Origin of the sequence: Psychromonas sp. B3M02 (assembly GCF_003318165.1) — a bacterium.
Taxonomy (GTDB): Bacteria; Pseudomonadota; Gammaproteobacteria; order Enterobacterales; family Psychromonadaceae; genus Psychromonas.
The window spans coordinates 1-20,354 of the sequence record NZ_QOCB01000137.1; the positions used below are offsets into that span (position 1 = coordinate 1).

Sequence of the window (20,354 nt, forward strand, 5' to 3'; positions counted from 1 at the left end):
ATATCCTATATCTTTTTAAAAAATGAGTAAATCGTTTATTGATGCCTATTATGCACTTTAGTATTTCAATTAAGCTATCAATCTAACCTATTTACTAGATAATTTTGTAATATTAAGTTGAGTACCTAAGCTATCATAAACGCAATAATGGAAGATGAATATGTACGATAAAAATGACGTTGAAATTGTAGCTAGTGAACCTTTGTATAAAGGTTTTTTTAAATGTAATAAATTGACCATTCGCCATAAATTATTTTCAGGGGAGTGGAACCAACCTATTCAAAGAGAATGTTTTGAAAGAGGCAAAGCGGCGGCTTTGCTTGCTTATGATAAAAAATTGGACACTGTGGTGTTAGTGGAGCAGTTTCGTCTTGGGGCAATGGACTCCCCACGATCGCCTTGGTTGTTAGAGTTAATTGCCGGCATGATCGATGAAGGGCAAACTGCTAAACAGACGGTTCTACGAGAAGCTTATGAAGAAGCTGGCTTAGCGGTGGATGATTGCCAATTTATGCTAAGTTATTATGTTAGTCCGGGAGGCTCTACGGAAACCGTTGACCTATTCATTGCCAATGTGGATAGCAGTAATGTACAAGGTGTATTTGGTTTAGCTGATGAAGGTGAAGATATTCGAGTACATGTAGTAGCACGAGAGGAAGCTTATCAATGGGTAACCAGCGGTAAAATAGATAATGCGATTACCATTATCGGTTTACAGTGGTTACAACTTAACTATAAAGACGGACTAAATATCTAACTAAATATACAATTTTTACGTTTCATTTCTCGGAAATGTGGCACTGTCGACATTTTTGGTGATTAAATCATTTTCATTTTTTTGACGATGGTAAAATAAATAACTTAAATCTAACTAAAACCACTGGTTTTTGTGGTGTTTTTTCATTTTAGCAGAGCGAAATAGATAATAAATGAATGGTGTAAATCAGACAGTTGTAAACCTAGTGCCTGACTCTACGGGTGATATTAAGTTACTACAAATTACCGATACTCACCTTTTTGCTGATTGTGAAAAAGATTTGTTAGGTATTAAAACCGTCGCAAGTTATGACGCAATCATTGAACACGCTGCTAAATATGCAGGGCAATGTGCTGCAGTGTTATGTACGGGTGATCTATCTCAAGACCATTCTGCACAATCTTATGTGGACTTTAGTGAGCGTATCAAAACCTTATCTATGCCTTGTTATTGGTTACCTGGTAACCATGATATGCAAGAGATCATGCTACCGTCATTATTAGCTGAAGGGTTAGCGCAAGCCAAACAAATTGTTAGTGAGCATTGGCAGATCATTTTGTTAGATTCTCAAGTATCTGGTGTGCCTTATGGTCACTTAAGTGACTCTCAACTCTCTTTTCTGCAGCAAAAGTTACAACAGTACCCAGATAAACATACTCTGATTGCCGTACATCACCATGTATTACCGGTTGGTGCAGCCTGGTTAGACCAACACATTCTTAAAAATAACGATCAATTTATCGCGCTCATTAGTCAATTTGATAACGTTAATGCCGTGTTATCCGGCCATGTTCATCAATCATTTGATCAAGTTAAAAATAATGTTCGCTATATCACCAGCCCATCTACTTGTGTGCAATTTAAGCCACAAAGTGATGATTTTGCTGTAGATGATAAACCGCCTGGATATCGCTATTTAGTCTTAAAAAAGTCAGGTAAAATAGACACACAAGTAGAGCGCCTTAACCCTGGTAAATTTACAACGGATGAGAACGCAACAGGTTATTAATATTAAATAAAGAGGTAAAATGAGAGACCCTAACATAACTAAAGTTTTGCTTTCGTTACATGGTTTTCATAGTTCTCCAGGTTCACTAAAAGCGCAGCAAATGCGTGAATACTTACAATCAGAACACCCCGATATCCATTTTATCTGTCCGCAACTTCCCGTTTTTCCTGAGCAAATGTGGCAAACTATTGAATCGATTTTTAATCAATATGAAGGATGTGAGATTGCAGTAATGGGCAGCTCTTTAGGTGGATTCTTGGCGACTAACGTTGCCCAGCAATATGCCGCGAAAGTGATTTTGATTAACCCAGCAGTGACGCCGGATCTGTTATTAACACGTTATCAAGGTGAGCAGACTCATCCTCATTTATTGGAAAACTATTTTATCGATCAAGATTATGTTCAACAGTTAGTTGCCTTGAACGTTGATCAGATAAATCACCCTGAAAATATTTGGGTATTATTACAAGAAAACGATGAAGTATTGGACTACAGAGAAGCATTAAAAAAGTACGCTCAGTGTAAAATAACTTGTGAAAAGGGTGGTGATCATAGCTTTATTGGTTTCGATCGTTACTTAGCAGAAATAATTCACTTTCTTTATTAAATACATACAATCAATATATTTGTTCTGTGTTAACTTAAGCACAGAAAAATAACCCCAAGATCAACACTACATAATAGACGTCAAATAGGTGCATGCATGAGCGAACAATATAATTCAGATTCCATTGAAGTATTAAACGGGTTAGATCCCGTTCGTCATCGACCAGGCATGTACACAGAAACTAATCGTCCTAATCACTTAGGGCAAGAAGTTATTGATAACTCGGTGGATGAAGCTTTAGCGGGTCATGCCAGTTCGATTCAAGTTATTCTGCATGAAGACCAATCCTTAGAAGTCATAGATGATGGGCGTGGTATGCCTATTGATATTCACCCAGAAGAGAAAATATCAGGGGTGGAGCTGATCTTTTGTAAGTTACACGCAGGTGGTAAATTCTCTGGTAAAAACTATGAAATATCTGGTGGTTTGCATGGTGTAGGTATTTCAGTTGTGAACGCACTTTCTACACGTGTTGATGTACAAATTCGTCGTGATGCTAAAGTCTTCCATATTGCTTTTGAAAATGGCGAAAAAGTCGAAGAGTTAAGTGAAGTAGGCACCTGTGGTAAACGCAATACTGGTACCAGTGTTCATTTTAGACCAGACCCAAAATACTTTGATAGCTTTAAATTCTCAGTTTCTCGTTTATTGCACCTGTTAAAAGCCAAGGCAGTGTTATGTCCTGGTCTAAGTATTAAATTTAAAGATCGTGTTAATAAAAATAACTATGAATGGTGTTATCAAGATGGTCTCAATGATTATTTATTAGAAGCCGTTGCTGAAAACGAATTACTTCCCTCTGCACCTTTTGTTGGTAAGTTCTCAGCGAATAGCGAAATGGCTGACTGGGCGGTAGTGTGGTTACCAGAAGGCGGTGATTCAATTACTGAGAGTTATGTAAACCTTATTCCAACAGCACAGGGCGGGACACATGTAAATGGTTTCCGCCAAGGTTTGTTAGATGCGATGCGTGAGTTCTGTGATATTCGTAATCTTCTTCCACGTGGTTTGAAATTGAGTCCAGAAGATATCTGGGACAAATGTAGTTATATTCTTTCGGTTAAAATTAAAGAGCCGCAATTTGCCGGGCAAACTAAAGAACGTCTATCTTCAAGACAATGTGCAGTGTTTGTTTCTGGTGTGGTTAAAGATGCGTTTAGTCTATGGTTGAATGCCAATGTCAGTGAAGCAGAAGCGCTGGCTGATTTTTGTATTAACAATGCCCAAACACGTAATCGTAAAAGTAAAAAGGTTGCTCGTAAGAAGGTCACACAAGGGCCTGCATTACCGGGTAAATTAACCGATTGTTCGACTCAAGATCCGGAGCGTGGTGAACTGTTCTTAGTGGAGGGGGACTCAGCTGGTGGTAGTGCAAAACAAGCTCGAGATAGAGACTTCCAAGCGATTATGCCATTGCGCGGTAAGATCAAGAATACATGGGAAGATGAGTCAGATATTATTTTAAACTCTGAAGAGATCCATAATATCTCTGTTGCTATTGGTATTGACCCTGCTTCTAGTGATTTATCGGCGTTACGTTATGGAAAAATATGTATCTTAGCCGATGCCGATTCCGATGGGCTACATATTGCAACACTGATTTGTGCGCTATTTGTAAAACACTTTAGAGCGGTTGTTGATGCTGGCCACTTTTATGTTGCTATGCCTCCCTTATATCGTATTGATATTGGTAAAGAGGTTTACTATGCACTAGATGAAGGTGAAAAGAATGGTATTTTAGATCGTATTGAAGCGGAAAAGAAACGCGGGAAAGTTAACGTACAGCGATTTAAAGGTCTGGGTGAAATGAATCCCCTGCAGTTGCGAGAAACTACCATGGACCCTAATACTCGTCGTCTAGTACAACTCACCATTGAAGATGCTGACAAAATGTTAGAAGTCATGGATATGTTACTGGCTAAAAAGCGGGCGAGTGATCGTAAAACATGGTTAGAAGAAAGTGGTGATATGGCTGCCATTGATTAATGTTGTTTAAAGCATAAGTTGTCATTGTTAAAGCATAAGTTGTCCTAAATAAAGCATAAGTTGACATTGTTGCTCCTCAATACTACACTTTTAGTATTGAGGAGCAACACATGCGCAAAAGAACCCCAACGAAAAGAAATTTAAATAACCTCCTTTCTAAAAGCATAACTAAATTCCCTTCAACTAAATCAGATGACTCTCCAACAATCACTGAAAGCCCACTAGAAGCTGATTTTTGCTACCACCTTGAATTCGATAAAGAAGTTATACAATACGAAGCCCAACCATTGTGTTTTGAATATTGGTATGACGATGCGATACATTATTACACCGCTGATTTTGAGGTTTTTTATGAAGGCTACTCTTGTTATTACGAAATTAAATTTGAAAATGATATTTTAAGAGACAAAGATTTTTATCTTAAACTTGTTGCTCAGAAAAAAGCCGCCATTGAGTTAGGAAAAGATTTATTACTCATAACGGATAAATTTATTTTAAGACCTAATCGCTATGAGAATCTTTGCTTGCTATACAAGCATTCTAAAGCAGATATTCAAACTGATTATTTATTACTTGTGGCTGAAAGATTAAAGCGTGAAGGAGGCCTTATTATATCCGAGCTATTAAGAGCTGATAATTACAGTGCTGATTTTCAGCAGATCTACAAATACATTTGGGATCAAACATTAATTGCAGATTTAGGAATAGAAATACTCAGCGTTCATTCACTTATCAGGTTAAATGGTTAGTAATATGTATGATAACTATAAGCAGGGCGATTTCGTTACAATATCGAATGGAAATGCAAAATCAACATTTGAGATTTTAGGTGTTGATAATAGCTTACTTAGGCTGAGGGATAGTTTTAGTTTAATTGAATCAACCAGAGCAAGAGTTGAGCTCAATGAACTTATTCTTGTTGGAATAGCTAATATTCAAACTAAAAATATTGGTGAACGTGAAATTAGTGATTCTCTCTCTAGAAGCTTTTCAGATTATACAGAAAAAAATAAAGCAGAAGCGAAAAGGCGATATCAATATGTTTTAGCTGTTATTGATTCAAACCCCAAGGCCTATAGTGATCGAATTCTTCAGCCTGTTATTGATTCTGTTGCTGTAGAAAATAGTGATACTCCCCCTTCATGTCGCACCCTTAAACGATGGTTAAAAGCATATGCTAATGCGGGTAATAGTATTAGAGGGTTGTTGCCTGCGCATGAGAATAAAGGGAATTATGAAGCAAAGATTCATAATGAAATAGAGCCATATATTCAATTAGCAATAGATCATTTTAAAAATAAAACATGCCCTACAATTAGCTCCTCGCATGATTATATGGAAGCACTTATTGAGAACGATAATAGTATGCGTTCTTCTCAAGATAAGCTTGCAGTACCATCTATCCCCACTCTTACATCTCGCATACAAGAAGTTGCTCCAAAAGCTTTACTTGAAAGTCGTAAAGGTAAGAGACTTGCCAATGTGCAGTTTAAACAAAGTAAGAATGTGAGAGAGGTAAAGCTAATACTTCAACGCGCTGAAATAGATCATACTCAACTTGACCTATTTGTAGTTGATGACCAAACAAAGATGGTACTTGGAAGACCTTGGGTGACTGCATTATTGGACTATAAATCAAAAAATATACTAGGTTTTTATATTGGTTTTGAGAATCCGAGTTATCTAAGTGTTGCAAAAGCATTACAACATGCAATGTCATCAAAGTCATATGTGAAAGAGCTTTATCCTGAGATAGAAAATGAGTGGTTATGTGCAGGTAAGCCTGCTGTTATTGCTACAGATAGAGGGAAAGAATTTAGAAGCATTGCTTTTGAAGAAGCTTGTGATGATCTCAATATTATTATTCAACACAACCCTGCAAAGCATCCGTGGTTTAAAGGCTCTGTAGAAAGGTACTTCAGCACTTTAAATAAAGAGTTACTGTCTGATAAGCCTGGCAAGGTAATGACTAAAATCTACGACTCTATTGATTATAGGCCAGAAAAAAATGGTGTTATTTCAATGAGTGCTTTTATGGCTATTTTTCATATTTGGGTAATAGATATTTACCAATGCAAGCCACGTACTAGGAAAAATATTATTCCGAAAGAAGTTTGGAAAGAGGATCTAAGCCGAGTTCCTATTATTGTTGAATCTCCTGAGAAACTTAAATTAATTTTATCTGAATCATTCACTGCTCAGTTGGGTAGCACAGGGGTCATTAAGGATTATATTAATTATGATTCAGAAGAGCTGGTTAAGTATCGCTCAACATATGGCTTTGGTAAGGTAACTATCAAGCGATCAAGAGATGACTTAGGTGAAATTTATGTATTTGATGATAAAGCAAAAAAATATTTTAGAGTTGAAGCGGTAAAACAAGCATATGCTAAGGGGCTTTCTTTGTTTCAACATAAAATTCATTTGAAATTTGTTAAATTGCAATTGAAATCAAAAGTTGATATTGAATCGATCGCGCGAGCAAAAGTTCTAATAATGAAAGTTGTTGAAAATGAAATAAACTCATCGAGAGATACTAAAGTTACCTCAATGCAGCGTGTGGCAAGATATCAAAATATTGGTATACAAGAAAATGGGGAAACGAATGGATCATTGCTTGAATACTCTAATTCTAACTCAGGTGTTCCTAAGCCCGCGAAAAAAGAAATTGAAAATATAGAGTATCAACCTTTAACTTCAAAATTTGATGGGTTAAATAACGAATTTGATGACGAGTTAGAGCTGTGAGAGCATTATGAATAGTGAAACAAAAGATAAGCTGAAGCAGATTAATCAAATTTATGTTGCAACTAAGCGTTTGCAAAACCTCTCTGACGACCTTCGTTACACTCGTGAAAACTCATATGACTTAGATTACGACTGCGAACCTGTATGTGTTTTGGTGACAGGGGAAACTGGTACAGGAAAGTCTGAATTTATTAAAAAGTACCTTGCTAAATATCCTAGAGTTGAAGAAGAACAAAGAACTAAAATTCCAGTTTTAGTTAGCCTTCTTCCCAAAGCAAGACATCCTAAACCAGTTGTTTCTCAACTGCTTAGAGATTTAGGTGATCCTCTTAATGGGACTGGAGGAGATACAGAGCAACTAACACACAGGCTTATCATTCTTTTAAAAGGTACAGGAACAGAAATTATTATTTTAGATGAATTTCAACATGCGATAGAGACAAAAAGTAATAAGGTTGTATATGACATTGCCGATTGGATAAAAACATTAATCAATAAAACGAAGATTCCAATTGTTTTATTTGGCTTACCTTGGAGTTCTTATGTACTTGATGTAAACCATCAATTGGCTCGTAGGTTTAGTATGAGGCATGAACTAATTAATTATACCTTAGATGACTTTGAATATTTTCAAATGTTTATACAAAAAATTCAAAAACAATTATTAGACAAAGTGGCGATAGAATGTAAAGAAGAATTATGGAAGTCAGATTTTGCTTTTCGTTTATTTGCTGCATCATCAGGCAACATTTCTGACTTAATGAATAAAGTCATTAAACCAGCAGCAATAGACGTTATTCGTTCTCAAGAAAGCTTACTAACGATTGAACATTTAGCTAATTCAGCTAAACGACATTTGGGGTTGTTGAATGAAGAAAACCCCTTCATCATTAAACTAAAAAATATTACTGCAAGGCAGCAAAATTCTGATTCATACTGGAATTCAAATGCAATAAAAGGGCAAAGTTGTGTTGTTGATGCTACTGAAAAGAAAATAATATTTTCAGATCTAAAGTTGAAATATATTTTTTAATGGCAAAATTATTAATACGACCTGTACCTTTTCAAGAGGAGTCATTACAACAATATATATTACGTTTAGCTAGAAGTAATGGGTACACAAATAAGAGTGCCGGTGAGTTAATAAAACAAGTTAGTGGCATTCCTATTCATACTTACATTATAACTCATAGGGAAGAGCTAAAAATAAAATTAATGAGAATTACTGGTCATAATGAGGTTCAATCTCTTTTTGATCATAAATTATGGTATAAAAAGTATAAGAAAGTCTTTAATTACGATCGTATTAAATTATGTCCTCTATGTTTATTGGAAAACAATCATTGTCATTCTTATTGGCATTTTCGCCACGCACTTACATGTGAAAAACATAAAACTCTATTGATAGATACTTGTTGGGCATGCTTAAGAGTGCTTTCTGAATTTTCATTAACATCAATGGTTTGTATTTTTTGTAGTACAGAGGTATTACCAAAAATCAATTGTAAGACCACTCTTGATAATAGGGTAAATAATTACTTTTCACCTTTTAATGACCTTGATGGATTATGCAATAAAATCGATGCGTTAAAACCATATTTTGAGTTATATCAGGAGAGAAGTTACCAACTTTGGGCTAAAAATAACTCGTATTCAATTAAAGATAGAATTATTTTAATAAATGCAGTGTTAGATATTTTTAATAGTAAGCAGCTAACAATTTATGCTATTGATGAGTTAATGGCTAAGAATAAAAACTGCACTTCTATTTCTGTTGCAATTCGAAGAATTAATGTTTTTTTATCACATGATAAATATCCAGATTTTACTAGTTTATTTGCTGAACGGTTACTTATTATAAGCAAATTTTTCCCTTCTATAACTATCCCTCCTTCTCTTGTCGAAAGGTTGTACAGAATTAATGTAGCGAAAATTAAAAGAACAAATATTCACTCTGAGCCATTATATAAAGAGTTAGGTATGATTTCTCTCCAGAGCGGGAGGTATGTCCTTTTTCTACATAAACTTCCTATTTTGCTAAAAATAAGTGGTTATAAATTTAGCTAGCAACATTAGTTTTTGACGTATAAATTGACCAATCCACCGCCTTTTTTAGGCCCTGATACGAGTCGATAGTTTTGTTTTTTACTTTTGTTTATATTACTTTTTAAGTAATAGTGGTCTTTAAAGTAATTTATACTACTTTGATGAATTAACATGACTTTTCGTGATGTTCGCCCAACTTGCTTTTTACTACCTAATAAAAACCCTCGTTTTACAAAGTCATATATGGCATTAATATTTACTTCTAAATTTTCACTTACTTGCTTTGGACTAACGTATTCATTAGGTTGAAAACTAAGATCAAGATAAGGATGGAACTGTTGAAGGCTAAATAAATTATTAAGGTTTTCAAAATATACCATTGCTATTTTATCGTTGAGGATATTTTTAATCACAGTTGAAATACAAAAGCCCTTAAACGTTAAAGCTTTAAAGGTACTAGATTTCAGCGACGTAGAGAGTGCTTCTTGATCGGTTGTCTTAGATTTTAATAGGATGACCAATTCTTGCACTGCTTGCATATCAAACAACCAATCCCGTAATTTGTCGTTCGGTTGAATAATAGATTTTAATAAACCAGCTTCAACTAGCTGCAATACTTGGTATTTACCAATATCGAGTAAATGTGTTACTTCTTTTAACGTAATATGATCCTTTGCTTTAAGAGCAAACTCATCAATATCTTTTTTTAAAAGTGTACCATTTTTATGCTGTTTTAAGAGAGCAGCGTTGACAAATAGTTTTAAGTGAGACACTGGAATATCTAGTAATTTCGCCGCAGAGCTTTCGGAAAGCCAAGTCGCATTAATATGAAGAGGGGCTTCTATTCTTGTAAAATTATTAATAAAAGCTGATTCAGAAAACTCATATTGTAGATAATACTCAAAAGCTTCCATTAAGAATTGGTAAGCAGGTACTTTCTGTTTGATACCTGAATATATTTCGTCGTATAAATCTCGAAAATAGTGTCTTATGCCTGTTGTTCCTCTTTGCGCCATTGGTTTAATAATAAAGCTATTGAGAAGAGCATAAAAGCCTGTAGGCCAATTATGTAGGTATTCGTTAGCAGTGTTGTATAAATTTACTCTTTGTTCGTTAGAGAGCTGTTTTGCTTGTTTAGTTTGGTTAGTAAAACTTCGTTGATGGTAACGTGAAAAAAACTGCAACAGAACTAAATAATTACTTAGATCAAACGAACTTTTACCAACTAACAACTGTTCTGAATGAGCTAAAGCTAACCGATTAATATTGATGGTGACGATTGGAATCATTTCTTTAGTCGTCGTATTAGCTTCTTTCATTATTTGTTGTAAATTAGCTGTTGACCAAGTTAAACGCTTCCCATTAGATGGATTAATATCAATAAGTATGCATTGATGTTTTAGGCAGTGGGTAATGGGCAGTAAAAAATGTTGTACGGAGTGTTTTAGCTCACCATAAAAACATTGTGGGCAGAATGTTGGCTTTGAAAAGTTAATAGATGAACTCGGAATGATAAGCTGCTTAAACCTATAATAATTATTCCAAGAGCGGTGAAAAAAAGTTGATGATAAGCTGTTTGTTTTTAGGTTTGTATTTTTTACTAAGGACTCAGTAGAAAAGGCTCCGAAAGCTATTTTATTAGTTGGAAGGCGGTTATTTGTTAAAGTGAAATCAATACAACGTAATAATTGAATCGTATTTTTAAAGCCATTGTATATAGATATTCGTAGTAAGTAATTAAGGATGTGTTCATCATTTTTAAGCAATGGTTTTATCAAAAACATTATAGAGTGCTCGTTATTGTTAATAACAAAACAACCCTAAATAGCTTGGAGTTAATACAAACTAGTTCTCTTTTAACAACTCAATGAGTTTCCGTTTGGCATCATCATCAAGTTTATCAATCAGGCATGCTAAGGTTGCACTTTCCTCTGTTTCACAAAAGAAGTAATTAACTGGAACAGCTAACTCTTTTGCCAACTTTTGTAACGTGGCTATATCTGGCATGTGCCTACCTGTCTCATAATGGTTCATTCGACCACTTGCTGAGCTTGGATCAATCCCTATTTTGATGCCTAAATCTTTTTGACTTATTTTCATTTTGTTTCGCGCCTGTTTAAGGCGAATTGTAAAAAAGGATTTAACCTGCACGGACATTTCAACTCTATGACTATTACACAAAATTGATTGTCTAGTTTTTATATCGCCATGTATACTTAGGAATACTAAGTATATGGTTGTTTTAGAGGTGTGGCAATGAGTCAGAAAGTTAACATGGACGTTTTTTTGTATTATCTTTTAATAACACAGAAGATGAATGATTTTACTGTTAGCGAAGCTAAAGAGAAGTTATTTTGTGAAAAGGGGGAATTTGCTTCTCTAGAAGAAGCTAGGAAATATATTTATCGTCAATTATCTCGCAACATAAAAACAGGAATGTTAAAGAGAACAGATCACTTTGATGCAGGAGTAAAAAAAGTTTTATACTCAACAACTGAAAAGTTCTTTTTATCAAAAATTGTACCAATTAGACGTTTAAAAAAATCAAAGAAAATCATTTCAAATGAAGATCGTTCACTCGATCAAAAAAGTAATTCTTATCAAATTTTGTTAGAGAATGAGTTGAAACTTTACGAAATAGACTTAAATGCAAATATTGAAGAGGCTAAAGAATACAAACGTCTTACAGCTCGTTTTCCAGAATTAAAAGCAAGACTACAGCGTCATCAGTTGCAAGCTAGAAGTGAGTCAACAGAGATGATTGGTAAAATAAGAGCAATACAAAAGCTACTGGGTCATAAAGTGAGTGGGTATGAATATGTTATAGAAGAAATAAGTTAACTTCATTAAAGAAAGAATATATTTAGCTAATAAATCTTAGCCAATTGTTAACGTTACATAAAAAGTCAGGGGCCATAAATGGAGTGTCTGCTGGAATTTTGCCTACTCCACCTATTGTTCATATGTTATGTTTCGATTAAATAGAGGTACATTTTACATCGCTTAACTTAAAGCAATAAAATCTCCTCTTAAATTATTTAAATTACCAAAGGTGTTAGCCTTTCTAGGAACATAGTAGTAACTCCTTATGGGCTAATAGAGAAGTATAGGATAAAAACCATGGTGGAATATATGGTATTGATCTTATGATAATTTATCGTTATCAGGTAACCTTTTTGTAATTATTAATTATGCTGGAATTAAAACATGGAAATAGAAGTGTTTGTAAAGTTGTTTTCTGAAAGTGATTTATACCGCTCATTCATATCCTACTTAACTTCACTCAGTTTTCTACCTGAACTGACTAATGTTATCAGTGATACATACACACTAATTGTTGGGTTTGTTGCAATAGGTATTCCTTTAGCTATTCAAATTGCAGGGCAAGTTACCGAAAAGTATGATAATACTCTGTTGGCGAAACGTCTTACGCAAGGGCTTTTTGTAACTCCTGTCAGCCTTATTATTATTTCAGTTTTATATATTATACTAAGTATGACTTTTAAGCTTAATACAGACTTCCCCTCTAATGACATCAAGCTATTAATGAGTTTTCTTCTATGTACTTTATTTCCTATCATATTTATCTCTGCTAGCTGGTTTTATATACGGCTTTATTACCGCTCAATAACAGAAACAGAACGCTACTGTAAAATTTTTTTAAAGCTCGAAAGACCGATGCTATTAACTTCTTTAATTACTATAAATACAAAAGCTAAGAATCAATGGATCGCAAAGGTCATTAGCCACTATGAAGGTAAACGACTATCTAAATCGAACTTGACCAGTGTAAATGCAGGTCTAGAAGTTCTAATTGAACAACTAAAAAATAAGAGTTGGGAAAGTGAATTTACTGAGATTCTTTTTGCATTTCATAAAAAAATAAATATAGATTATTTTGGAAAATATAACGAAACGGTAAATCCGTTATCTAGCTTAGATGTCAAATTAATAAAAATGTATTGGGACACTTTGAATCGAATAATTAGAGTTTCAAGAGAAAATGAAGATGCTAAATTGTCATTTCATTCTCAAAGGCTTTTAGCTTCTGTTTTATCGCAGATAGTGCATCATTCACAGTATGATTTATTGGTGGCTAATTCTTACAATATAACAGATGACAATAAAATCAATTGGTCATCGGATATCTATGAAATTGCTAGATGGCAAAGCAACCAATCAGGTAAAGGGATAGATTTAATAATTGAATGTGAGTGGTTCAGAGATATTTTTGGCATTACACAAAAAATACAATTTAAAAATGGTAGTGAAGGGGTTATTTCTGCCGGTAAAACGATTATAGATGTGCTTTACTTAGTTGCTAATGATCATCCGAGTAAGATTCTTAAAATTTATAAAAATATTTCAGAAAACCTTCATGGGGAATGCGGTCAACCTTACTGTTATAGTTGCCCTAATGATAAAAGCATGCGTTGGATATCTAAATTTTGGACAGATTTTAATAAAACTGAGTTTACGATATACAACATAGGGATGATTGACGATTTGCTTTCATCTCTTTCTGATGGAAGAGCTTATGCAAGATATGGTAACTATCCATCTTCGGAACCATTAACAGTTATTGAAGTTAAAAATGCTCGTGACGCAATAGACATTGATGAATTTTATGAGTCAATATTTTTAACTTTTGTTAAAGGAATTGGTTGGGAGTTCTCTGCTTGGCTTGCATTCTCGAAACGCTGGCAAGAGTTCTATGATTGTTTGGAATGGAAGCAACCGCGAGAAACTACAGGTTCCTATATTGGCGAAGTAATGCTGGCCAGCCATGTTGTGGAGCTACTCGAATTAATTCTGAAAAACTATAAAGTAATTACTAGTCGCCACAGATTTCACGATAGACATGAAATTGCCCCTTACGCATTTAGGGCATTTTTATTTCAACTTTGTTATTTTTACGAAAAAGGAAACAGTATTAGCTTGCTCTATCCATCTGGAAGTATTGACGATAGTAAGGCTCAAAAGGAAATATTAAAGAAACTTTTGGAACAAGAAAAGCAAATAATAGGTAACATTTTTAGTAATAAAGTAGTGTATTCAGTCGGTGATGAGATTAGAAAATCAATTGTAGCGATTGACTTACGTATGAGTAGCCATGAAAAAAGCAAGCCTATTGCTACTGATAAATGGCTTACGTTGAAAAATGAGATAGAACTTGGTTGGAATGAAGGTTTTAAGTTATCTAAAATTCTAAGTATTGACTATAAAAAGCAGATTTTACAAAAAGATCTTTGCTTGTTGAAACATAAAGTTAACCGTAAGTTGCTGATTGAATGCTCTGAACAAGATCGAGGTGGCTATTATTATGGAAAAAGTGTTGCGAATAATTTAATTCAGGAACTCTATAATCGTTTTATTGATATTGCTAAGACTAGATTTAAAGAATCTATAGTTATTGACAATAGTTTGGTTTTTGCGTCTAAAGATAAGCTCAAGGCTCTTGGGTTTAGTGGCATTGAAAGGGGGCAATGGGAACATTCTCAATGCGCTAAGTCTATTGCTTTTACGGCTAATTCAGAAGAAGTATTGATTATAGATTGTAATAAAGTATCACTTAACCTGTCTTCAAATACTTCTTCTTTTGAAGGTGAAACCCCGTTATTTATACATTATAACGATACTAATGAGGCTAAAGTCGATCTATTTGTATATGTTTACTATGATATTTTAGGTGTTTGTGATGAGGCGGTAACTATTGCTTAGTATTTGGTGATCGCATCGTTGGAAAGAAGGAGCAGAAAGGCTCCTTTTTCCAGTTGCTACCAAGGTGGCATTTTAAATAACAAACCTTTGTCACCATCGTCATGCAAGGTCAATACGACTTCATCATCTGTAAACGTAACTTCATCGGGCAGGTCAGAGTCTATTAAAGTCAGTATATATTGAGTGCCATAAAGCTCGGGTATGCTACGTGCATATTTTAAGAATTCTAATTTCTTTCTAGTGTCGAGGGTTTCTAATCCACCATCATGATAAATAAAGCGTATAAAATCCTTATTTACGTAAGCAATATTTACAGCTAAATCATACCCCATGCAAAGAATTTTCTTGTAGCTACATCCATCTGATTCGCTTGTGTAGTTGAACTTTCCATCAACAAATCCTGCGTGGTAAACCAAGTTACCTTCACCATTTTGTTCTGTTGAAATTCTACCATCTTTGTCGAGAACTAGTTTCACGAAGTTCGTGAAACTTTCTTTGATAGTCTTATAGATAGAGGTTTCTGATTGCATGACAGAATCTCTGTTAATTCTTATTTTTTCAATAATCTCATTTTTTTGATTACTTAAGGATCTTGATTCACTCCTCTTGTTTTTAATTTGTTCGCTAATATCTAGTTTTCTTCTTATAGCGTTTATTTCTGTGTTGATTAACAATAGACGGCTTGATACTTCTTTGTATTTTTCAAATGCGTTAGTGCTCGTTAAAAACGAAACTCTTTGTGATTTTTGAGCGTTAAGCTCTGTCAATCGAGTCGATACGTCTATAAGTTGTTGTTCCAAATCGTGAGTCTGTTGTTTAACAAAGTCAGTGCGCTCAATTGTTATCCTGCGATTAAATTCTAGAAGTTCTTCATAAGATTTTTTTATTTGGTCGCCAAGCATTATGCCTGCTTCTTCAAAAAGTTTCTCAGTCTTGCTTACATTGAATGATGTAGGCTGTTTCGATTGTGCTCGGCGGAGTTTTTTTAAATTAGTATTAATGTAGTAGCGTACACGGTTGAGTTCTTCAATTTCACCATCAATATCTTCGGATAGCTCTTCCACTGCTTTTGTATCTAAATCATCAAAATTAAAGGCATCTAGTTGCTCTTGCAATGTTTGCGCATCTTGACGTTTAAGAGATAAAGCATCTTGAAGCATCTCTTCTTCATCACCCTGATATAGCCCTATTTCTTTTTGTAGGTCGGCTAGCTTGTCAGTGATTTTGTCTATGCTAATTTTTAATTCGTAGTTACTTTTAAGATTCTCTGCATCAAATCCAAGCACATGACCAATATAGGGCTTCCAACTTAAGTCTTTTCCACGTCCAAACTTCTTCAGTTGAAAAATATCATTGAAATCATCTTGATTTCTTAGTGAGTAGCTCATCGCCATTCGGTAAGTCCAAGGCGAAATAGATGTCAAATTAAGGAAGCTATCTAGTAATAACTTCGCTTTGTCGAATGTTAGCTTTTCATAATCCCAGTTGGGGTCGGAAAGAGTAGTGAAGTCTTGATATCTTTCTGTATGGCGTTTTATATAAATCTGTGTGTTTTTCGCTACAGATCTGCGTATTGTAATGTAATTTTCATCGTTTAACTTAATCTCAAAAAAGAAAACGAATTCTTTAAATCGACTAAAATGTTTGAACAAAAATGTGCTATTACTTCGCTGCTTTAGGAAACCAAAGTCAATAAGCTCTGCTAGCTTACTTTTGCCAAGGTTATGAGAATCCTTGTTTTTATCATCGTGGAGTCGAATCTCGCCGATGATGACATTAAATCCATCATTAAACTCGATTGGCTCAAAAACATTTGGTTTATTAGAATAAATTTTTGAAATTTTCATGAACCGATATACTCGATTAAATCGTTCTTTGAATGATACTCAACTAGCCCCAGAAGAAAGAGGAATTCTAATGATGACTCTAATAGAGAAACTGAATCTTTGTTATTTTCCATTAACGCTAATCTTAGATCTGTCATTGTTTCGAATTGGTTTTTTTTAAGTTGTTTCAATACGAAAGATGAAGCAGCCATCACAGTCAAATCTGGATTTGCATTTTTATTTGGTTTAAGCAACATAGTTTTCACCAATATCGCATTTATAGTACATGTAATAGACCATTGTTCTTGTTAGAGCCTTGTTTCTTTTACAGTCGTTGTCTCTATCGAGAATTAACTCAATGGTTTTCTCTATAACTTGGTCAAAAGAGTGGTTGTCTCGTTTGTATACGCAAATTTTAGCATGTAACTCTTCTGCTGTTTCGATGTACTTTTGTTGATAGTCGTCATTATCGGGCATTGATAAGAAATCTTCAATTTCATAAAAATCTCCAACCTTCTTAAGGATAGCGCGCGAATAACCTGATGTTAGATTGTTGAGTCTGTTTTTATTGGCGAAGTCAGTTCTTTCAAGATTTGGCTCAATGTCTTTTTTCTTTATATTAGGCAAAGCTTCTTTAATAGATATAATTACATCAGCCAAGTCATCTGGATGAATGTTCAAAGGTACATCGTAAGGGTTTAAATCAACAGCTTTTGTTACGTGAGGAAATCGCTTGAAAAAGTTCCCCATAGCTTCCACTCCAACTAATCCAATATTTTCTTTGGCTAAGCCAGTTTCAGAAGATAGGTATGCTTTAATTTTTTCATTAAAATTAGCAGGCAATTTTCTGTTAGAAAAAATGATGTAATTATTAATCCCATCATTATCGATAAGCTTCTGAATTTTCTTTGCCTCAGTAGTGATTGTTGCACTTTCTGATGTTGGATTAAAGAATTCAGGATCACTAAACTTACTGTTATAACTAATAGTGTGTTTTGCTTGAATTACAGTTAATCCATCCCAAGCGCGAGATTCGGAGGGGTACATTTGAGCTAGGCCTTCAAATCTAGAGTCACGACCACCATCGGGGCCATTTGAGAATGTCTCTGCTCCTATCCCAAAGAGTTCAAAGCATAGTTGAATTACTAGGTCTTCAAATTGCGTTGGTGATAGGTCAGAATAGTTATAATTCATTTTTTACGCCTATAGTAAAGTTGGCTTATTCTCCTATTGATTCATATATATATCAATAAAATATTATTTTTATCAACAATTTGATGGCATATACCTAAAGTGAAATTGTCTGTGACAATTCGAACATAATATTCTGGCATGGTTAACTCCTTTTGTACCTAGAGTTTTTTAACTCGTGTTCGGACAAGTGAGTTGGTCGAATTACTAACTTTGAAACTTACCAACTCTAGTATGGTTATACCACTTAACTTAATATCTAATTTGAGTAGAGTGGAACGTAACAGGTAGCAATACCAATAATTTTTACACATCAAAAAATATTGTCATTGGTAATGTATTTCCCCCATAAGTTCATACATCAGGTCTCCTTCTAGCTTGATAAAAGGTAGTTCTACGTATTCATCCTTATGTCTAGGTAAAGCGGGTGAGTCGTTGGGGGCATTTTTAGTATGGCCACTGATTTGATTACCATTATTTTTCTTGTAAGGAAGGACAATTAAGCGTCCATGATTTTTAGATAGTATTGTTCCCTCATTCCATAGAGTTTTTGATGAAGATGTATCGTATGTGTCTTTGGTTAACTTCACTTCCCATTTCAAATTCGACTCTTCATACCAAAATACATAACCCCCAAAAACTAATACTTTATGGCCATTTATTAATGCCTCAGCTAGAAGTCTTTTAACACTGGCAAGGTGTAAGAGTTGGTTCGCTCTGGGTAACAATCGTCTTCGGATTTCCGCTTTAGTTTCTCCCCAGTGCTCTTCTGCTGATAGCTCGAACCCTTCGCAAATCCGTGCACGATAAAATAGTTCTAAGCGTTTTTTTGTTAGTTTCGTATGTTGTCCCCAATCAGTCTTTTTATTGGGGTTCTGGATTAGAAGAACGTCATGTTGAGGACACGCAAATATGCTGATATAGGGGGTAACTTTTAACTGCTCAAATAGAGGTTTTTTTAACTTTTCGAAGTTAATTTCAATTGCATCGAATGCGGGGGGGATCGTTTTGGAATGGTGAGAAATTGCTACATTATACATTTGCATCTCTTCCGTAATTATCCTGTTCTTGCATGTAACTGATTTAGATATTTTTAATCGTAGAGATGATTTTTCATCTGGATTCAGGGATAGTGAGGTTATGTTTTCTTGCAAGTGAGTGTTTAAAGATTCAGTATATTTGAGAGCTTCTTCAATAGAGTCAAATTGCAAGAGGCGACTATCTGCTAGATAGTTGTACCATTTTAGCTCACTATTTTTGTTTAGATACAAACCTTCAATAATGAATATACCTGTCCGCAATGGAGAGTATGCAACAGCACTTCCTAATAACACGTAACTAGAGTTGATCTTGTAAGTCTTATACATTTTATCCCCTCTTAGATGTTCCATCAATTTATTAAACATATTACATAGATCTAAAAAACTTGGTCAAATGATGATTTGATTAAATGGGAGCTTAGCGACTCTAAACACGTCATGGGGCTGAAATGAATTAGTATTTTTCAACAAACTATTTTTAAATCTATGAAAGGTGAAAAATTTCAATATAAATAGTCGTTCGACAATAGATGTGGATCATTAATATATTGCCATCTTATGTTTTATTTTGTTTGTTTTTATGCCATCTTATGCTTTATTTTTGTTGTTTCTCTAAAAATAAGAATACTGTATTTACTAGCTTTAAGTTAAAATATTAGGACAACTTATGCTTTAAACAACAATTAATATAATCGATTAGCAATAGTTAAATAATGAATACCTTTTCATTCATTATCGAAGATTAACTAAGTTAATCTTCGATAAATTCAATTTATGCCTGAAACTAAGTTATTTTTTATATGAAACTTAGCTTTCTTATTCAATACAACTGCTATCACCGTTTAAATGCCCGTGCGTGTAAACCATTGCTGAAAAATAGCTCGGTCTGGGCTGCATTTTTGTAAGGTGAGATCTTTTATTTGATGGTTGGAAGTACCTTGAAGACCTCGGCGTGTTGATAGTGATGCAGTAAAGCATAATGATTCATCGGCAAGCGGGCGGATGGTTCCATCACCTAACAGTGAAATTTGCTGTAGCTTGTTTTGGTCGCAGTTATGAAGTGTGACTTGTGCGCCTTCGATTGCTTCCGTCACTTGAGCACAAACGTTAAACTCTGGCATATATAACTTATCTTCACTAAGCTTCTCAGTAGTAAAAATCTGGTCTGAACCCAGAGCTCCCTTATAGCTATAACAAGTGTGTACTTGTAAGCCATTGGCTGGATCTATGTTTTTACCTCCACCACTGATATCTAAACAATAACCATTTAAATATCCATCGAGATTATGTTTTAATGCGATCTCGACATTGTCAGCATACACTGAAGTGGTCGTTGCTAAAGCCAGTAAGCCGGTTAACCCTACAATTAAATGTTTCATCATTATAGTTTCCCGTGAGTTTGTGGCTAATACCAATTGTATTA

General features: G+C 34.5%; 17 protein-coding genes. 10 read left to right on the forward strand and 7 right to left on the reverse strand.

Going from position 1 to position 20,354, the window contains the following annotated elements; all coding sequences use genetic code 11:
• The first annotated feature begins 160 nt into the window (after positions 1-160).
• From nudF to DS885_RS15225, 8 genes are all read left to right on the forward strand, one after another.
• Positions 161-757 carry an ADP-ribose diphosphatase gene (nudF, locus tag DS885_RS15190; RefSeq protein WP_258546925.1) on the forward strand — a complete coding sequence of 199 codons (597 nt, stop codon included), beginning with the start codon at positions 161-163 and terminating at the stop codon, positions 755-757.
• Positions 758-929: 172 nt separating this feature from the next.
• Positions 930-1,766: a 3',5'-cyclic-AMP phosphodiesterase gene (gene cpdA / locus DS885_RS15195; RefSeq protein ID WP_113820260.1), complete on the forward strand. Its 837-nt coding sequence runs from the start codon at positions 930-932 to the stop codon at positions 1,764-1,766.
• A gap of 19 nt (positions 1,767-1,785) precedes the next feature.
• On the forward strand, positions 1,786-2,373 hold the full coding sequence (locus tag DS885_RS15200; protein ID WP_258546926.1) for a YqiA/YcfP family alpha/beta fold hydrolase: 588 nt from the start codon (positions 1,786-1,788) through the stop codon (positions 2,371-2,373).
• 96 nt (positions 2,374-2,469) lie between these two features.
• Positions 2,470-4,359 carry a DNA topoisomerase IV subunit B gene (gene parE, locus DS885_RS15205; RefSeq protein WP_113820261.1) on the forward strand — a complete coding sequence of 630 codons (1,890 nt, stop codon included), beginning with the start codon at positions 2,470-2,472 and terminating at the stop codon, positions 4,357-4,359.
• A 110-nt stretch (positions 4,360-4,469) separates the two neighbouring features.
• Positions 4,470-5,108: a hypothetical protein gene (locus DS885_RS15210; protein ID WP_113820262.1), complete on the forward strand. Its 639-nt coding sequence runs from the start codon at positions 4,470-4,472 to the stop codon at positions 5,106-5,108.
• A 4-nt stretch (positions 5,109-5,112) separates the two neighbouring features.
• Positions 5,113-7,107: an integrase catalytic domain-containing protein gene (locus DS885_RS15215; protein WP_181817779.1), complete on the forward strand. Its 1,995-nt coding sequence runs from the start codon at positions 5,113-5,115 to the stop codon at positions 7,105-7,107.
• A 7-nt stretch (positions 7,108-7,114) separates the two neighbouring features.
• On the forward strand, positions 7,115-8,140 hold the full coding sequence (locus DS885_RS15220) for a TniB family NTP-binding protein (RefSeq protein ID WP_113820264.1): 1,026 nt from the start codon (positions 7,115-7,117) through the stop codon (positions 8,138-8,140).
• Positions 8,140-9,174, forward strand: a complete 1,035-nt coding sequence (locus tag DS885_RS15225) for a TniQ family protein (RefSeq protein WP_113820265.1) — start codon at positions 8,140-8,142, stop codon at positions 9,172-9,174. The genes DS885_RS15220 and DS885_RS15225 overlap by 1 nt, the downstream gene beginning before the upstream one ends.
• Positions 9,175-9,179: 5 nt before the next feature.
• Here the strand turns inward: DS885_RS15225 and DS885_RS15230 are convergent, their stop codons facing one another.
• Positions 9,180-10,937 (reverse strand): TniQ family protein, encoded by a 1,758-nt coding sequence (locus DS885_RS15230; RefSeq protein WP_113820266.1) that lies wholly within the window; start codon positions 10,935-10,937, stop codon positions 9,180-9,182.
• Between the two features lie 61 nt (positions 10,938-10,998).
• Positions 10,999-11,310 (reverse strand): helix-turn-helix domain-containing protein, encoded by a 312-nt coding sequence (locus tag DS885_RS15235; RefSeq protein WP_113820267.1) that lies wholly within the window; start codon positions 11,308-11,310, stop codon positions 10,999-11,001.
• Positions 11,311-11,409: 99 nt separating this feature from the next.
• Here DS885_RS15235 and DS885_RS15240 point away from each other — a divergent pair, with 99 nt between their 5' ends.
• Both DS885_RS15240 and DS885_RS15245 read left to right on the forward strand, forming a co-directional pair.
• Positions 11,410-11,994 (forward strand): hypothetical protein, encoded by a 585-nt coding sequence (locus DS885_RS15240; protein ID WP_113820268.1) that lies wholly within the window; start codon positions 11,410-11,412, stop codon positions 11,992-11,994.
• A 366-nt stretch (positions 11,995-12,360) separates the two neighbouring features.
• Positions 12,361-14,874 carry a hypothetical protein gene (locus DS885_RS15245; RefSeq protein ID WP_113820269.1) on the forward strand — a complete coding sequence of 838 codons (2,514 nt, stop codon included), beginning with the start codon at positions 12,361-12,363 and terminating at the stop codon, positions 14,872-14,874.
• A 56-nt stretch (positions 14,875-14,930) separates the two neighbouring features.
• Here the strand turns inward: DS885_RS15245 and DS885_RS15250 are convergent, their stop codons facing one another.
• The 5 genes from DS885_RS15250 to DS885_RS15270 all read right to left on the reverse strand — a co-directional run bounded on the left by DS885_RS15250 (position 14,931) and on the right by DS885_RS15270 (position 20,313).
• Positions 14,931-16,721: a DUF2326 domain-containing protein gene (locus tag DS885_RS15250; RefSeq protein WP_113820270.1), complete on the reverse strand. Its 1,791-nt coding sequence runs from the start codon at positions 16,719-16,721 to the stop codon at positions 14,931-14,933.
• A complete protein-coding gene (locus DS885_RS17920) occupies positions 16,718-16,957 on the reverse strand; it encodes an ABC-three component system middle component 8 (protein WP_113820271.1) in 240 nt (79 codons plus the stop codon). Before DS885_RS17920 ends, DS885_RS15250 begins: the two co-directional genes overlap by 4 nt.
• Entirely contained in the window at positions 16,947-17,894 is a 948-nt protein-coding gene (locus tag DS885_RS15260) for an ABC-three component system protein (RefSeq protein ID WP_113820272.1), read from the reverse strand. Before DS885_RS15260 ends, DS885_RS17920 begins: the two co-directional genes overlap by 11 nt.
• A 323-nt stretch (positions 17,895-18,217) precedes the next feature.
• On the reverse strand, positions 18,218-19,258 hold the full coding sequence (locus DS885_RS15265) for a hypothetical protein (protein ID WP_113820273.1): 1,041 nt from the start codon (positions 19,256-19,258) through the stop codon (positions 18,218-18,220).
• A 515-nt stretch (positions 19,259-19,773) separates the two neighbouring features.
• Entirely contained in the window at positions 19,774-20,313 is a 540-nt protein-coding gene (locus DS885_RS15270) for a ricin-type beta-trefoil lectin domain protein (RefSeq protein ID WP_113820274.1), read from the reverse strand.
• Positions 20,314-20,354: the final 41 nt, after the last annotated feature.

Coding starts and splice junctions, on each gene's coding strand:
- nudF (WP_258546925.1), top strand. CDS start 161: ATGTACGATAAAAATGACGTTGAAATTGTAGCTAGTGAACCTTTGTAT.
- cpdA (WP_113820260.1), top strand. CDS start 930: ATGAATGGTGTAAATCAGACAGTTGTAAACCTAGTGCCTGACTCTACG.
- DS885_RS15200 (WP_258546926.1), top strand. CDS start 1,786: ATGAGAGACCCTAACATAACTAAAGTTTTGCTTTCGTTACATGGTTTT.
- parE (WP_113820261.1), top strand. CDS start 2,470: ATGAGCGAACAATATAATTCAGATTCCATTGAAGTATTAAACGGGTTA.
- DS885_RS15210 (WP_113820262.1), top strand. CDS start 4,470: ATGCGCAAAAGAACCCCAACGAAAAGAAATTTAAATAACCTCCTTTCT.
- DS885_RS15215 (WP_181817779.1), top strand. CDS start 5,113: ATGTATGATAACTATAAGCAGGGCGATTTCGTTACAATATCGAATGGA.
- DS885_RS15220 (WP_113820264.1), top strand. CDS start 7,115: ATGAATAGTGAAACAAAAGATAAGCTGAAGCAGATTAATCAAATTTAT.
- DS885_RS15225 (WP_113820265.1), top strand. CDS start 8,140: ATGGCAAAATTATTAATACGACCTGTACCTTTTCAAGAGGAGTCATTA.
- DS885_RS15230 (WP_113820266.1), bottom strand. CDS start 10,937: ATGTTTTTGATAAAACCATTGCTTAAAAATGATGAACACATCCTTAAT.
- DS885_RS15235 (WP_113820267.1), bottom strand. CDS start 11,310: ATGTCCGTGCAGGTTAAATCCTTTTTTACAATTCGCCTTAAACAGGCG.
- DS885_RS15240 (WP_113820268.1), top strand. CDS start 11,410: ATGAGTCAGAAAGTTAACATGGACGTTTTTTTGTATTATCTTTTAATA.
- DS885_RS15245 (WP_113820269.1), top strand. CDS start 12,361: ATGGAAATAGAAGTGTTTGTAAAGTTGTTTTCTGAAAGTGATTTATAC.
- DS885_RS15250 (WP_113820270.1), bottom strand. CDS start 16,721: ATGAAAATTTCAAAAATTTATTCTAATAAACCAAATGTTTTTGAGCCA.
- DS885_RS17920 (WP_113820271.1), bottom strand. CDS start 16,957: ATGTTGCTTAAACCAAATAAAAATGCAAATCCAGATTTGACTGTGATG.
- DS885_RS15260 (WP_113820272.1), bottom strand. CDS start 17,894: ATGAATTATAACTATTCTGACCTATCACCAACGCAATTTGAAGACCTA.
- DS885_RS15265 (WP_113820273.1), bottom strand. CDS start 19,258: ATGTATAAGACTTACAAGATCAACTCTAGTTACGTGTTATTAGGAAGT.
- DS885_RS15270 (WP_113820274.1), bottom strand. CDS start 20,313: ATGATGAAACATTTAATTGTAGGGTTAACCGGCTTACTGGCTTTAGCA.